The sequence below is a fragment of the Vannielia sp. SX4 genome, assembly GCF_052828525.1.
The window spans coordinates 1,615,788-1,630,714 of sequence record NZ_CM128247.1 but is presented as its reverse complement, the minus strand read 5'-3'; the positions used below and the strand labels follow the sequence as shown (position 1 = coordinate 1,630,714).

The window sequence follows — 14,927 nt, the reverse complement described above, 5'->3', positions numbered from 1 at the left end:
CTAATCTGTTGCTACCCGAGCGAACAATGACAATGGCGACGAGCAGCTCATCTCCCGGCACCAAACGGCGCCCCGGCCTGCCCCGCGTGGGGCGGGAGCTTTACTTTGTGCTCGTGCTGCTCGGCCTCTTTGCCCTCGGCTTCCTCGGCCTCGCCCTCGCGGGCGGCTGGGAGGAGAGCTGGGAGCAGGTCATGCAGCTCTCGGTGCTGCAACTCGCCGCCCTGCTGGCCCTCAGCCTCGTGAATTATCTCTTCCGTGGCCTGCGCTGGCACCTCTTCGCCTGCCGCCTCGGCATCCCGCTCGGCCTACGCGCCAATATCCGCCACTTTCTCGGCGGCTTCGCGATGACGGCCACGCCGGGCCGGGTCGGCGAGCTGGTCCGGATGCGCTGGATCAGCCGTGAGGCTGGCTGGCCTTTCACCCGCTCCGCCCCGCTCGTGCTGGTCGACCGCGCCTCCGACCTCGCCGCCATGGGCCTCATCCTCGCGGGTGCGCTTTCGCTCTCCACGATGGGCATCAAGGGTGCGCTCACCGTCGCCGTACTTGCACTGGTCGCCGCCGTCGTCGCCACCCGCCCGGCCCTGCTGACCGCGCTGGTCACGCTGGCCTACCGCACCACTGGGTGGCTGCCCCGACTCTTTGCCCGCATCCGCTCCGCGGCCCGCTCGCTCAAGCAATTCTCCACCGCGCCGGTGATCGCAGGCTCGCTCACGCTGGGCCTCGCGGGCTGGGTGGCCGAGGGCTATGCCTTCCACCTCTTGCTGGGCTGGATGGGCGCCGATATCGGTTTCTTCAACGCCGTGGCGATCTTCGTCTTCTCCACCCTGGCGGGCGGCCTCACCGGCGCGCCCGGCGGCGTGGGCGGGGCGGAGGCGGCGATGATCGCGCTGCTCAAGCTGCACGGCATCCCGCTGGAGGTCTCGGTGCCCGCCACCGCCGTCATCCGCGTCACAACACTCTGGTTCGCCATCGGCCTCGGGCTTCTGGTCTTTCCCTTCGCCGAGCGGGCCTCTCTCAAGGCAAAATCCAAGGCAGTCGCATGAGCTGGAAAAAACATAGCTGGGCAGGCTGGGGCCGGGTCCAATCGGCCACTGGCGAGCTGGCCCGCCCCGAGCGCAGCGCCGCCCTCGCGCCGCTGGCCACCGAGGCCCCTGCCATCGGTAACTGCCGGTCTTACGGCGATGCCGCGCTGGTCAGCGAAGGCCGCGCCATCACCATGACCCGGCTCGACAAGATCCTGTTCTTCGACGAGGCCGACGGGGTGATCCATGTCGAGGCCGGGGCCACCATCGCCGACCTCGCCCGCATCCTCGCTCCCAAGGGCTTCCTGCCCGCCGTCATGCCCGGCACCGGCTTCGCCACCGTGGGCGGCTGCATCGCGATGGACGTGCACGGCAAAAACCACCACGGTGCAGGCAGCTTTGGCCAGCACGTCACCGAGATTACGCTGGCGAGCGGCAAGGTGCTCACCCCCGACGATCCGCTCTTCAAGGCCACCGTTGGGGGCCTCGGCCAGACCGGCCCGATTGCCTCCGCCAAGCTCAAGCTGCTGCGCGCCAAGGTCGATGTGATGATGGTCACCGAGCGCCGGGCCGAGAACCTTGAGAGCTTCCTCGACCTGCTCGACGAGAGCGAAGCCACCTACACCGTCGGCTGGATCGACGCCACCGCCACCGGCGAGGCCCTCGGGCGCGGCATCCTCGAAGAGGGCGAAACCGGCGCAGGCCTCGTGCCCCCCGCCAAGCGTGGCCGCAAGGTGCCGTTCAACGCCCCCGGCTGGGCGCTCGCCGCCCCCGTGGTGCGGCTCTTCAACAAGCTCTACTATGGCCGTGTGCCCGCAGCCGGGCGCACGCTGGTCAAACCGATTGACGATTTCTTCTTCCCGCTCGACCGCATCCACGACTGGAACAAGCTCTACGGCAAGAAGGGCTTCCACCAGTTCCAATGCGTGGTGCCCGTCACCGCGCGCGGCACCCTGCGTTCCATGCTGGAGGCCATCGCGACCTCCGGCCTCGCCTCCCCGTTGGCGGTTCTCAAGCGGATGGGTCCGGGCCGTGCGGGGCATCTCAGCTTTCCGATGGAGGGCTACACGCTGGCCGTCGATTTCCGCAACCGCACCGGCACGCGCGGGCTGATTTCCGAGCTGATCGCCGAGGCCAAGGCAGCGGGCGGGCGCATCTACTTCGCCAAGGATTCCGTGGCACGGGCCGAGGACATCCCCGGCATGTATCCCGAGCTTGCCGAATGGGCCGCGGCCGTCAACGCCGTCGACCCCGAGCACCGTTACGAGACCGACCTGACCAAACGCCTGACCCTCAGGAGCGCCAAATGACCGAAACATGGATCCTCCTCGGCGCCACCTCCTCGATGGCCCGCGCCATGGCCCGCCAACTGGCCGGTGAGGGCGCCAACCTCGTGCTCGCAGGCCGCGACATGGCCGATCTCGAGGCACAGGCAACCGACCTCACTCTGCGCGGTGCCGCCAGCGCCAAGGCCGCCCGCTTCGATGCCCACGATGCCGCAACCTTCGCCCCGATCATCGAAGCCGCCGAAAGCCTCGCTGGCGAAGGCCCGATGAACTGCGCCGTCTTCGTCGGCTCCATGCCCCCGCAAGACGCGATCGACGCCGACCCGTCCCTGATCGACGGCACGGTGACCGACAGTTTCACCGGCCCCGCTCGCTTCCTCCAGATGCTGGCCCCCAAGCTCGAAGCAAAGGGCAAGGGCCTCGTCATCGGCGTTGGCTCCGTGGCAGGCGACCGGGGCCGCATCGGCAACTACGTCTACGGCGCCGCCAAATCGGGCTTCTCAACCTACCTCGCCGGCCTGCGCAACCGCCTTGGCCGCTCCGGCGTGCATGTGATGACCGTGAAGCCCGGCTTCGTGGATACGGCGATGACATGGGATGTCGAGGGCATGTTCCTCGTCGCCTCCCCCGCGCAGGTCGCCGCCCACATGCTCAAGAAGGGCCGCAAGGGCCGCAACGTGCTCTACACGCCCTTCTTCTGGCGCTACATCATGGCCATCATCCGCAGCGTCCCCGAGCCGATCTTCAAGAAACTCTCGGTCTGAGCCCACCGCCCGGTGCCGCCCCAAGCGCGGCATGGACCTCACGGGCATAATACCTGATGCTGCCCCCACAGGTTGCACGGCCACCGCCCTGCAGCCGCTATCGGGGAATGGTCGGCGAATATGCCCAAACGGCGCAGCGCAGGCGGGATGCTTCTGGCGGGGGTGCTGGCCGTGCTGGCCACCATCGTCACCTTCGCCATTTCGCTCACCAGCCTGCAAGCGCGCATCGCCTCGATTCAGCAGGTCGAACTGCGCTTCGAGACCACTGCACAAGAGCTTCTGGCGACCGTCGGCTTTGCCGGGCTGATCCACGACTTCAAGAACTGCGTGATCCGGGGCGGGGCCGAACCCGCCTATTGTGACGCCACTGAGGCCCGCGCCGCCGAGGCGCTGGTGCTGCTGGCCGAGTTGGAGGCCTCCGCCACGGCGGGCGGCGTTGCGCTCGAGGCCGCGCCGATCCTCGAGATGGTCGAGGCCTACCGCTCCCGCGTGCCGCAGGTGCGCGCGGGCCACGCCGCCGGGCGGCCCGCCGAGCAGATCGACGCAGCCGTGCGCTGGGATGACGAGCCGAGCGCCCGCGCCTTCTCCGCCATCATCGAAACCACAAGCCGCCAGATCAACGCCCGCGTCGAGGGGCTCTACCGCGACACCTTCATCCAATACACCCTCGCCATCCTCGTGCTGCTCTGCATCGGCGGTTGGCTTCTCTTTGCCATCCGCACCGAGAGCCGCGCCACCCGCGACCGCGAGAGCCAGCTCACCGCGGTCTTCTCCGCCGTGGCGGGTGGGCTGGTGGCCTTCGACGCCGAAGGCCGCATCGCGCTGACCAACCCCGCCGCGGCAGACATGCTGGACCTCCCCGATCAGCCCACGCCCTTCGACTGGCCCGCGCATGTCGAGATCACATGGGCCGAAGCCTCCGCCGCAGGCCGCACCGAGCCGCCGCTCTCCACCGCGCATGCGGGCGGGCGGTTGCACGAGGAACTCTGCCACCTGCGCCTCTCCGCCCCCTCCAGCCGGCCTGACCGGCTGCTGCGCGTCAGCGCCGCCCGCCTCGACCTGCCGGGCCTCGGGCTGCGCAGCGTGCTGACGATGGAAGACGTGAGCGAGCAGGAGCAGCAGCGCCGCCGGATCGAGCGCGTGGCCCGCCTCGATGCCCTCGGCCAACTCACCGGCGGCATCGCGCATGACTTCAACAACCACCTCGCCACCATCCTCTACGCCGTCGACCTTGCCGCGCGCGAGGTCGAAAGCGAGCGCGGGCAGGTGCTGCTGCAAAGCGCTCTGCGCACCGTGGAGCGCGGCCGCGAACTGACCGATCGCCTGCTGTCCTTCGCCAGTCGCCACCCCGGCACACCCCGCGCTGAGCGGGTCGAGGCCGTGTTCACCGGCCTGCGCCCCCTGGCCGAGGCCGCCCTGCCCGCCACGATCACCATCGAGTTTTCGCAGGCGGAGCCCGATCTGAAGCTGCTCTGCGATCTCGGCCAGCTCGAAAACGCCCTGCTGAACATAATCCTGAACGCCCGCGATGCCATCCTCTCCTCCGGCATGGGCAGCCACCTGCGCGTTCATGCCCGCTCGATCACCCTGCCCGCAGGCCGCATTGGCGACCGGCAGGCGGGCGCCACCCCTGGCGCGGGCGAGTCGCATCGCTACGTCGAGCTTTCGGTTACCGATGACGGGCCAGGGATGACGGCAGAGGTCCGCGCCCGCGCCACCGAGCCCTTCTTCACCACCAAGCCGCTGGGCGAGGGCACCGGCCTCGGCCTCGCCATGGCCTACGGCTTCGCCCGCCAGTCCCGCGGTGACCTGACGATCTATTCCGAAGAGGGCCACGGCACCGCCGTCCGCCTGATCCTGCCCCGCGCCGATGCCACCGAAGATCGACGCGAAGAGCCAGTGCCCCCGCCCGATATCCTGCCAGCGAAGGGCGAAAGCATCCTTCTGGCCGAGGACGATGAGGAGCTGCGCACCACGATGGTCATCATGCTCGAAGACATGGGCTACCGGGTCGAAGCGGCGGCAAATGCTGCCGCAGCCCTTGAGATCGTCGAACGCGGCACCCCGATCGACCTCGCGCTTTGTGATGTGATCATGCCCGGCGAGATGAACGGCATGGATCTCGCCAAGCGTCTGCTCGCGCGCGACCCCGAGCGCCCCGTGCTCCTGATGTCAGGCTATGCCGGGCTCATCTCGGGCGAGGACGCCGAAAGTGATCTGCCGATCCTGCGCAAACCCTGCATGCCCGCCGAACTCTCCCGCGCCCTGCGGGCCGCCCTCGGGGATTGAGGCGCGGCTAGTCGATCTCGGGCAGCAACCGCAGCATCTCCATGTGCAGATCATCGGGCGTGAAGGGCTTGGCCAGCACCCCATCGGCGCCCAGCGACGAGGCCACCGAGAGGATCTCCGATTGCCCCGGTCGCGGCAACGCCCCGGTGATCACCACCACCGGCACCTTCGCCCAGTCCGGCGGGCGCACCGAAAGCCGCGCCTTGGTGATCATCCCGGTCAGCCGCAGCCCCCCGTCCGGCACCGGCGCGCCGCCTTCCTTGATGTAGATATCCGCCAGCACCATCCCGATGCCGCCCTGCTCCAGCCGTTCGATGGCCAGATGGGAAGAGCGCACGATCTCCGCCTCGTGCCCGCGCGATTCCAGCCCCAGCTTCAACAGGTTCGCGAACTCGAGATCGTCTTCCAGAATAAGAACCGTCGTCACCTGCGTCCTCCGAGGCTACCGGTGCGCCATAGAGCAGCCCCACAGGGCAGATTTCAAGGGCGGCGCACCCAAGCAGCCGCGGAATTCCACGTGCGCCCGCTGGCCACCCGGCCTAACCTGCCGCCATGAAACAGAGCATCGCCCACATCGCCCTTGTCGTCCGCGACTATGATGAAGCCATCGCCTTCTACTGCGAGACCCTCGGCTTCGAACTGGTGGAAGACAGCTACCAGCCCGAGCAAGACAAGCGCTGGGTCGTGGTGCGTCCGCGCGGCGGGCAAACCTCCGTCCTGCTGGCCCGGGCGAGCAAGCCCGAGCAGGAGCCCTTCATCGGCAACCAGGCCGGCGGGCGCGTGTTCCTGTTTCTCCAGACCGATGATTTCTGGCGCGATTACAACGACCTCAAGGCCAAGGGCGTGAGCTTCGAGCGCGACCCGAAAGAGGCCCCCTACGGCACGGTCGCCGTATTCCGTGATCTCTACGGCACGCTTTGGGATCTCGTGCAGTTCACTGACGGTGCAAACTGAGCCTGCCGCCCTTCGGGGCTTCCAAGCCACTCATCCCAGCCACGTAGGGTGCGCATTCATCGCGCACCGCTACTGCGCCTACCCGCCAAACCATTCCTGCCAGAGCTTCGCCGCCCAGAACATCAGCGACAGGGTGAAGAGCATCACCCCCAACCCCACGCGGTCGCGGGCGGCAAAGACGATGGGGTCATAATCCATCTTGCCCTGCCACCCGATCCGCACCATCCGGATCAGCCAATGGGCCAGAAACGGCATGGCCGCCCAAAGCAGCCAGCGGTCGGGGTAGAGCGCCTTGGCCTCTGGCGACAGCGTATAGATGAAAAAGATCAGCAGCGCCCCGAACACACCGATGCCCGCCACGTTCAGCAGGTCATGCCGGTCAGGCCGCCCGTAGCCCCGGCCCGGCAGGCGCTCGTCATCCTCCGCCTTGGCCAGTTCGGTGATCCGCTTTACGCAACCCAGTGTGATGAACACCGGAAAGACGAAGACCAGCATCGCACTGGTGATCGCAACCTCCCCCGCCGCGGCGCCCGCGACCACGCGGATGGTATAGAGCGAGGCCAGCACCACGATATCCACCCAGCGCATCCGCTTCAGCTTCAGCGAATAGGCCAGCGAGGTGGCGATGTAGAGCACGACGATCCCGAGGAAGGCCCAGTTGAGCGCCGCCGCAAGGATCAGCGACGAGAGACCCAGAGCGATGGCGATGATCATCCCCACCCCGATTGGCACGGTCCCGGCAGCAAAGGGGCGCTTGCACTTGGTCTTGTGCAGCCGGTCGGCCTCCAGATCGAGCAGGTCGTTGACGATGTAGATCGAGGAGGCGGCGAAGGAGAAGGCGATGATCCCCACCAGCACCGGAAGCAGCGCCGCCAATGTGAACTCATGCGCCGCGACAAGCGGCAGCAACAGCAGCACGTTCTTCACCCATTGGTGCGGGCGCAGCGCCTTGATCAGGTCGCCAAATCTCCAGCCGCCGCCGTAGGTCACCACGTTGCGGCCCTTGGCGGCCAGCCGCGCCGCGACCGAGGGCTGCTCACCCACCATGATCACGTTTTCCGCGTGGTCCCAGACCTTCGCATCCACCGGCGCATTGCCCGCGTAGTCGAAGCCCTGCTCGCCGTAGGCCTCCACCAGCACGCCCGCCTTGGCCGCGCCCTTCAGGTTGATCTCACCGGTCGAGGCAAACACCCGGTCCGAGAGGCCGTGGTCTGCGGCCACCTGTTTCACCAGCGAGTCGTGCGAGGCCGAGGCCAGCACCACCTCCCTGCCGCGCGCCGCCGACTTCTCAGCCAGCGCCTTGATGTCGGGGTTCACCGGCATCAGATCGGTGCGCAGCGGCGCGATCCCGGTAAGCGCGGCCTTCAGCTTTTCCGGCTGGCGCAGGTGCCGAAAGCTCACTGCCAGCGTCGCCAGCGGGTCGCGCCCCAGCCCGGCCCAGAAGTTCTCGAGCAGCAGATCGGTCTTCAGAAAGGTGCCGTCGACATCCAGCACCAGCGGTTTGGTGTCTGCCACGCTGTCAGCCCCCTGCGAAGACGCACCCATCGCTCACAAGCTGCGGCGGGGTCAGGCACAGGCCGCGCGCCACCGTCCAGGCTGCGAGCACCTTTGGCACGTAATCCCGCGTCTCGGCATAGGGCGGCACGCCGCTGTTCTTCTTCACCGCGCCCTCGCCCGCGTTGTAACCGGCCAGCACCAGCATCGGGTCGCGGTCGAACTCCTTCATCAGGAAGTTCAGGTAGGCCACGCCACCCTTGATGTTCTGCTGCGGGTCGTTCACGTCATCCACGCCAAAGCGGGCCGCCGTGTCGGGCATCAACTGCATCAGCCCCTGCGCGCCCGCCGAACTGACCGCCTCGATCTTGCCCGCGCTCTCGATCCCGATCACCGCCAGTACCAGCGCCGGAGACACATCGGTGCCGATCGTCGCCTTCAGAATGTCCGGCCCGTGCTTGTCGGCGATTTTCTTGAGGTGCGAGAGCCGCGGCGCCTTCACCACCTTGCCCTCCGGCCCGTTGGTCAGCATCTGCACCGCTGCATCGAGCCGGCCGGGGCCCTTGGCGCTGAGCGAGGGCGAAATTTCTGTCCAGAACCAGCCGTAGGTAGGCGCATCCGGCAGGGCCACAGGGTCCACGCTGGCGGTGATCACCTCGCCTTCGCCTTCCGTGGCCACCGCAGGCTCGGCCTTTTCGGCCTTGGCCGCAGGCTTGGGCAGGGCCGCTATATAAGCAGCCTGCGCCTTCGGGTCGATCTGAACGGTAATCCGCTTGCCCGGCAGCCCCTTGCCCGGCTTCACGCGCTTGAAGGTAAAGTCCGGGTAGCTCCCGGAACTCTCCGCAACAGCCTGACCGGCAAGGCAAATACCCGCCGCGGCCAGACCGGCCATCATCATCTGACGCATGTTTCGCGCCTTTCCTGCTCAATAAACGTTGTTATCGTTTTGCCTGACCCTCGCAAAAACCGGGGCCTCTGGCCAGTGAGCCTGCGACAATCGCTCCGCTGAGCGGTGATTTTGCCGCACTCGGGCCAGAATACCTGCATGACCTGAAGGCAAGGTTAACCTTTTAATCCATCAAAATCAGTGCCTTGCATAATTTCCCGCCAATTTTTTGCAGCGCTTCAAAATTGTACGAACCCCGCCCAATTCATGCCCCAATCCGGGGGCTAATTAGCTTTCATACCGAGACGGGGATCGGGCCATTTCAGAGGCCGGCCCGAGATGATCCGCCCTGGTTGATACTGGAAACGAGCGAAATCCTTGGAGGGATATACTATGAAACTGTTCAACCTCGTGAAGAACTTCCGCAACGACGAAGACGGTGCTGTGACCGTTGACTGGGTTGTGCTGACCGCCGCCATCGTGGGCCTCGGCATTGCCGTTCTCGCCTCCGTCTCGGGCGGTGTGCAGACCCTGGCCGGCACCATCTCCGGCAACCTGGCCGGTCAGACCATCGCGTCCTACTAAGTCGCGGCAGTCTCGCCAAAAGAGCCGCGTCTCCTCGGAGGCGCGGTTTTTCTTTGTCCAGACGGCAGCTCCCTGGCCTGAAACGACACTACGTCATTTCACCAACTTACCTTCCGCTTACCACTTTCGCGCCGCATTTGGTCGCAACAGTGAAATTGTAGAAGACCAAGACCGTCGGCATGGGGAGCCGGCCCGAACCGGAGAAGACACATGGAAAACCTGCTTTCCAAGTTTGTGCGTGACGAAGACGGTGCGGTTACCGTCGACTGGGTCGTGCTGACTGCTGCCATCGTGGGCCTCGGCATCGCCGTGGCCACTGTGGTGGGCCAGGGCGCGATGGATCATTCCACCAGCCTCGGCAACTACGTCAGCGGCATCACGATCGCCAGCTACTGAGCTGGCCCCTGCCAGAACGGCGGACGCAAACCAGACTTGAACAATGAAGCGCCGGCCCTGGGTCGGCGTTTCTTTTTTAACAACATTTCATCCGGGCGCCGCAGCCACGCCCCGCTTCTGCCCGAATTGACGGCGATAAAGATGCCACGAGCAAGTTTGACTCGCGGGCGGCATGTGGGGCTCTTCCGCCTTTCCCCCGACCCGTGGCAAGTGAGAAAGGAAATACCATGCGTATGGTTTTCGGACTGGTCCTGATCATCGGGGTCGCGCTGGCAGGTTTCGCCGTCTACATGGCACAGGGCTACCTCGCCAAAACCACCGCCGAGCGCAACGCGCTCATCGCCGCGCAGCAAAAGGCAAAACCCACGGTCAACCTGATCGTGGTCAAGAAAGACAAGGCCTATGGCGAACGTCTGACCCCGGAAGACGTGGTCGCGATCCGCTGGCAAAAGGACAGCCTCCCCGATGGCCACTACCTCGAGATGGAAGAACTCTTCCCCGTCGGGAAAGACCCGCGCACCGTCATCACCGCGATGAACAAGTTCGAGCCCGTGCTGAAAGCCAAGGTGACCGAGCCCGGCGAAGATGCCGGCATCACCTCGCGGCTCGACAAGGGCAAGCGCGCCTTCGCCATCAAGGTAGACCGCACCTCCGGCGTGTCCGGCTTCCTGCGTCCCGGTGACCGCGTCGATGTCTATTGGACCGGCTCCATCAGCGGGCGCGAAGTGACCAAGCTCATCGAGACCAGCATCAAGCTGATCGCCGTCGACCAGACCTATGACGAGGGCCACACCAGCCCGTCGATTGCCCGCACCGTGACCGTGGCGATCTCGCCCGATCAGGTCGCCTCGCTGGCCCAGGCCCAAAGCACCGGCCGCCTCTCCCTCGCCCTCGTCGGCGCTGAAGACGAGACCGTGGCCGAAGAGGTCGAAGTCGACCAGAAGCGCCTTCTGGGCATTCAGGAAAAAGAAGTCCGCGAAGTCGAAGTGCAGCGCGTCTGCACCACCAAGGTCCGCAAAGGCGCCGAGGTGGTCGAGCAGCCGATCCCCTGCACCAACTGAGCCGACTCGCAGATCTCACTTGCCAACAGGCCCGGCCCTCTCTGGAGCGCCGGGCCTTCCCTCTTTGGGCAGGAGCTGCCCGTGCCGCACGGCTTAGAGCGCTACGCCGTTCTGGGTGTCACCCACGCCGGGCCTAACCACGGCGACACGACTTTCGGCAGAAGTCACGCCGGGCAATCCGCTGACTTCGGCAGCCAAGCCGGGCGCGAGGTCGTTACCCCGACTTCTCAAGAAGCCTGCCGCTATCCCTAGGGGCAACTTGCGCCGCGTGCCGCTACACATAGCGTCCTGTTGCTATGAAACTACATAAACGAATCGCCGCAACGCTTTGATTCTTGCAAAAAAACATGACTGCCCGCAGGATGTGACCACCACAAGTGGGCCTCAAGGCCCCATTTCCTAGTAGTGACTATAGAGGCAGGGTCACATGAAACTTAGAACGCTTATGGCGGCGGGCCTGCTTGGCCTTGCTGCTTTCATTCCCCATATCGAGGGCGCGGCCGCCCAGACCCTTCGGGTCATGTCCGGGTCCGCTTCGTCCAGCCTGAAAGTTCCGATGAACCGGGCCGTCGTCGTCGAGAGCGACGAGGCTTTCGCGGAGCTTTCCATCGCAAACCCCGGCATCGCGGATATCTCCACGCTGTCGGAGCGCACCATCTACGTGCTCGGCAAGGCACCGGGGCGGACAACGCTCACGCTGCTCGCGCCCGATGGCTCGCTCATCACCAACGTCGAAGTGCAGGTCACGCCGGATATCTCCGAGCTGAAAGAGCGCCTGCGTGAAGTGCTCCCCGGTGAGCACATCGAGGTGCGCCCCGCAAACGACGGCCTGATCCTGTCGGGCATCGTCAGCTCCGCCGCCGCGGTGGACCGGGCGCTCGACCTCGCCCAGCGCTACGCGCCGCAGCGGGTCAGCAACCTTCTGACCGTGGGTGGCTCGCAGCAGGTGATGCTGAAAGTCCGCTTTGCTGAGATGAACCGCTCCGTGTCCAAGTCGCTCTCCGCGTCCGTGGGCATCAACGGCGTATCCGGCGGTGGCGGCAACTTCGGCACCATCGGCGGCTCCGGCACCTATATCGACGGCAACAACCTCGGCAACCTGTTCGACGGCGACGCCTCGACCAGCGTCACCCGTTCGGGCGAGAGCACCGGCGCCATCTCCTTCGGCTTCGGCGGCTCCAACGTCGAGTTGGCCATCCTGCTGGAGGCGCTGGAGACCCGCGGCTTCATCCGCACGCTGGCCGAGCCCAACCTCACCGCCCTGTCGGGCCAAAACGCCGAATTCCTCGCCGGTGGCGAGTATCCGGTGCCCGTGGCCAACGACAACGGCTCGGTGACGGTGGACTTCAAGCCCTTCGGTATCCTGCTGAACTTCACGCCCCGCGTGATCGGCAAGAACATCAACCTGCGCCTCACGGCAGAGGTTTCGGGCGTGGATACCACCATCGGCTTCACCGATGCGGGCTTCACCGTCAACGGCTTCCGCACCCGGTCGACCTCGACCACCGTGGAGATGCGCGACGGCGAGAGCTTTGCCATCGCCGGCCTGTTGCAGGACGACTTCACCGACGGCATCTCCAAGGTGCCATGGCTCGGTGACATCCCGATCCTGGGCACGCTTTTCCGCTCGTCGGACTACCAGCGCAACCAGTCGGAGCTCGTGATCATCGTCTCCGCCCACCTCGTGACGCCCACCACCGGTGAAGCCCTCGCGCTCCCCACCGACCGTGTGCGCCCCCCCACCGAGCGTGAGTTCTTCCTCGGCGGCCATGACGCCATGCCCGCCAACGGCGCCTCCACCCGCAGCTCCACCAAAGGCGGCGCAGGCGAGGTGGCCCGGCAGGACTTCTCCGGTTCCTACGGCTACGTGATGGAGTGAAGACCATGAAAAAGGCACTCACCTTCGGCATCCTCTCCACCGCGATCGCGGTGGCCGGGTGCACGCCCCAGGCCGATAGGGCAGCGGGCAGCGACCTCGACATCGGTGGCTTCGGCAACTCGACCATGAACAACCACCTTGTTCATACCGGCCAGCGCAACGCGGCCATCGAGCTCAGCCGCAAGTTCGCCGCCGAGGCGCCGACCACGATCAACTTCGCCTTCAACTCCGCCGCGCTCGACGCCTCGGCCCGCGCCGCGCTGGACCAACAGGCAAGCTGGATCGCCCGCTACCCCACCGTGCGCTTCCGGGTCTACGGCCACACCGACCTCGTCGGCTCGGCGGGCTACAACAAAGCCCTCGGCCTGCGCCGGGCGCGCGCTGCGGTCAACTACCTCGTGTCCCGCGGGATTTCCCGCTCCCGGCTAGAGGCGGTCGCCTCCTTCGGCGAGACCCAGCCGCTGATCCACACCCAGGACCGCGAGCGCCGCAACCGCCGCACCGTGACCGAGGTGTCGGGCTTCATGGGCAAGCGCCCGTCGTTCCAGGACGGCAAATACGCGCTGTTCTCCTACACCGAGACGATCACCTCGGCGACCGAGCCGCACGAGTTGGTCATCATCGACGAACAAGGCAGCGACGAAGAACGCTGACACCGGGCCAAGGGAGCCCCCCTGCCCTGCCTCTCACACGGCAGGGGCCCCATCGCCACCCAGAACGCGCGCCACCCCCGGCGCGCGTTCTTCTTTTGAGGGGTTTCGTTTCCATCCCGGCAACAGAATCTGTGGATAAATCGAAGCATTGTCCCGCCCACAGGAAACAACGCCCTTACAAGAGGTTAATCCCCCGCCAGATACCCAACAATTTCGGTTTTTCAGCCGCATTCTTGCCCAACTTCGCGGGCATCAACTCTTCATTGGGAGCAGTGCGCGTATACCGACTCGCGCAAGGCACCCGGGCCAGAGGGGGCGGATGCCAGGCAAAACATGCTCCTCCCCTTCACCAGCACGCACCGGGTGTTGTTGTTAAAAAAGGACGTGAGGCAATGACGATGACCGCAGTTTTGCAGCCAGAACCGGCGCCCATCACGGCATGCACCGTGTCGCGTGACGTGCAGAACTTCGATCTGCTGATCGAAGACATGGAGACCGAGCTGGGTGAAAGCTGGGGCGACCTCGGCTTTGCCGATGCCTACACCTTCCTCGACCAGGACGAGGCGCAGGAACTCGAGTTCTTCGCCATTGCGCTGGACGGTGAAGACGAGGGCAACCTGCCCGAGATCACCGCCCTCATCAAGAAAGCCCGCGACCGCAAGGTCAAGGTCATCCTGATCGCCGAAGATGTCAGCCCGATCGTGCTGCACCAGCTGCTGCACAACGGCGCCGACGACTTCGTGCCCTACCCGCTTCCCGAGAGCGCCCTGCATGATGCTATCGAGCGCCTGCGCAAGCCCGAGCCCGAGCCGGCCGCTGCCGCACAGGCCGGCGGTGCCTCGGTGCCTGCCGTCTACACCGCCAGCGACCGCAACGGCGTTGTGCTCGCGGTTCACGGCATGGCCGGCGGCACCGGTGCCACCACATTCGCGGTGAACCTCGCCTACGAGCTCGCCACCTTCGACAAGGTCACCAACCCCCGCGTCTGCCTGCTGGACTTCGACTTCCAGTTCGGCTCCACCGCCACCTTCCTCGACCTCGACCGCAAGGAGGCCGTCTACGAGCTGCTGAGCGACACCGCCTCGATGGACAGTGCCGCCCTGCTCGCCGCGCTTCAGAGCTACAAGGACAAGGTGCAGGTGCTCACCGCGCCGGCCGAGATGCTGCCGCTGGATATCGTCACCCCCGAGGATATCTCGGCGATCCTTCAGGTGGCCCGCTACAATTTCGATTTCGTGGTCATCGACATGCCCACCACCGTCTGCACCTGGACCGAAACGGTGCTGGACGCCGCGCAGGTCTACTTCGCACCCATCGAGCTCGACATGCGCTCGGCGCAAAACGTCATGCGGATGATCCGGGCGCTGAAATCCGAGGATCTTCCCTTCGAGAAGATGCGCTTCGCGCTCAACCGCGCGCCCAAGTTCACTGACCTTTCAGGCAAGCAGCGCGTCAAGCGCATGGCCGAAGGGCTCGACATCGATATCGAGCTGATGCTGGCCAATGGCGCCAAGCAGGTCAGCGACAGCGCCGATCACGGCCAGCCGTTGGGCGAGTTCGCCCCGAAAAACCAGTATCGCCGCGATGTTCAGAAACTCGCCAAATCACTGCTCGACCTCGTGAAGGTCGAAGAAGAAGCGGTCTGACCGGACCCCTGT

At 65.8% G+C, this 14,927-nt stretch carries 14 protein-coding genes; 11 read left to right on the top strand and 3 right to left on the bottom strand.

The window, feature by feature from the left end; translation table 11 throughout:
* Window positions 1–32 precede the first annotated feature (32 nt).
* From ACUXVX_RS08095 to ACUXVX_RS08080, 4 genes are all read left to right on the top strand, one after another.
* Entirely contained in the window at window positions 33–1,043 is a 1,011-nt protein-coding gene (locus ACUXVX_RS08095; protein ID WP_446311132.1) for a lysylphosphatidylglycerol synthase transmembrane domain-containing protein, read from the top strand.
* Window positions 1,040–2,332 (top strand): FAD-binding oxidoreductase, encoded by a 1,293-nt coding sequence (locus tag ACUXVX_RS08090; RefSeq protein WP_446311131.1) that lies wholly within the window; start codon window positions 1,040–1,042, stop codon window positions 2,330–2,332. Before ACUXVX_RS08095 ends, ACUXVX_RS08090 begins: the two co-directional genes overlap by 4 nt.
* Window positions 2,329–3,072, top strand: coding sequence for an SDR family NAD(P)-dependent oxidoreductase (locus ACUXVX_RS08085; RefSeq protein ID WP_446311130.1), 744 nt, complete (start codon window positions 2,329–2,331; stop codon window positions 3,070–3,072). The genes ACUXVX_RS08090 and ACUXVX_RS08085 overlap by 4 nt, the downstream gene beginning before the upstream one ends.
* A 120-nt stretch (window positions 3,073–3,192) precedes the next feature.
* On the top strand, window positions 3,193–5,361 hold the full coding sequence (locus ACUXVX_RS08080) for a response regulator (RefSeq protein WP_446311129.1): 2,169 nt from the start codon (window positions 3,193–3,195) through the stop codon (window positions 5,359–5,361).
* A 7-nt stretch (window positions 5,362–5,368) separates the two neighbouring features.
* Here the strand turns inward: ACUXVX_RS08080 and ACUXVX_RS08075 are convergent, their stop codons facing one another.
* Entirely contained in the window at window positions 5,369–5,788 is a 420-nt protein-coding gene (locus ACUXVX_RS08075; RefSeq protein ID WP_446311128.1) for a response regulator, read from the bottom strand.
* 125 nt (window positions 5,789–5,913) lie between these two features.
* Here ACUXVX_RS08075 and ACUXVX_RS08070 point away from each other — a divergent pair, with 125 nt between their 5' ends.
* The gene (locus tag ACUXVX_RS08070) at window positions 5,914–6,315 is read left to right on the top strand and encodes a VOC family protein (protein ID WP_446311127.1); all 402 of its coding nucleotides are present in this window, start codon (window positions 5,914–5,916) and stop codon (window positions 6,313–6,315) included.
* A 78-nt stretch (window positions 6,316–6,393) separates the two neighbouring features.
* On the opposite strand, the gene ACUXVX_RS08065 is transcribed toward ACUXVX_RS08070, so the two are convergent.
* Both ACUXVX_RS08065 and ACUXVX_RS08060 read right to left on the bottom strand, forming a co-directional pair.
* Window positions 6,394–7,830: a UbiA family prenyltransferase gene (locus ACUXVX_RS08065; protein ID WP_446311126.1), complete on the bottom strand. Its 1,437-nt coding sequence runs from the start codon at window positions 7,828–7,830 to the stop codon at window positions 6,394–6,396.
* Window positions 7,831–7,834: 4 nt separating this feature from the next.
* Window positions 7,835–8,716 (bottom strand): lytic transglycosylase domain-containing protein, encoded by an 882-nt coding sequence (locus tag ACUXVX_RS08060; protein ID WP_446311125.1) that lies wholly within the window; start codon window positions 8,714–8,716, stop codon window positions 7,835–7,837.
* Window positions 8,717–9,088: 372 nt separating this feature from the next.
* Here ACUXVX_RS08060 and ACUXVX_RS08055 point away from each other — a divergent pair, with 372 nt between their 5' ends.
* From ACUXVX_RS08055 to ACUXVX_RS08030, 6 genes are all read left to right on the top strand, one after another.
* On the top strand, window positions 9,089–9,280 hold the full coding sequence (locus ACUXVX_RS08055) for a Flp family type IVb pilin (protein WP_222470069.1): 192 nt from the start codon (window positions 9,089–9,091) through the stop codon (window positions 9,278–9,280).
* Between the two features lie 210 nt (window positions 9,281–9,490).
* Complete coding sequence (locus ACUXVX_RS08050; RefSeq protein WP_222470070.1) at window positions 9,491–9,676, top strand: Flp family type IVb pilin; 186 nt, start codon at window positions 9,491–9,493, stop codon at window positions 9,674–9,676.
* Between the two features lie 227 nt (window positions 9,677–9,903).
* Window positions 9,904–10,737: a Flp pilus assembly protein CpaB gene (cpaB, locus tag ACUXVX_RS08045; RefSeq protein WP_446311124.1), complete on the top strand. Its 834-nt coding sequence runs from the start codon at window positions 9,904–9,906 to the stop codon at window positions 10,735–10,737.
* Between the two features lie 427 nt (window positions 10,738–11,164).
* A complete protein-coding gene (locus ACUXVX_RS08040) occupies window positions 11,165–12,616 on the top strand; it encodes a type II and III secretion system protein family protein (protein ID WP_446311123.1) in 1,452 nt (483 codons plus the stop codon).
* Window positions 12,617–12,621: 5 nt separating this feature from the next.
* Entirely contained in the window at window positions 12,622–13,269 is a 648-nt protein-coding gene (locus ACUXVX_RS08035) for an OmpA family protein (protein ID WP_222470074.1), read from the top strand.
* Between the two features lie 392 nt (window positions 13,270–13,661).
* On the top strand, window positions 13,662–14,915 hold the full coding sequence (locus tag ACUXVX_RS08030) for an AAA family ATPase (protein ID WP_222491724.1): 1,254 nt from the start codon (window positions 13,662–13,664) through the stop codon (window positions 14,913–14,915).
* The last annotated feature ends 12 nt before the right edge of the window (window positions 14,916–14,927 follow it).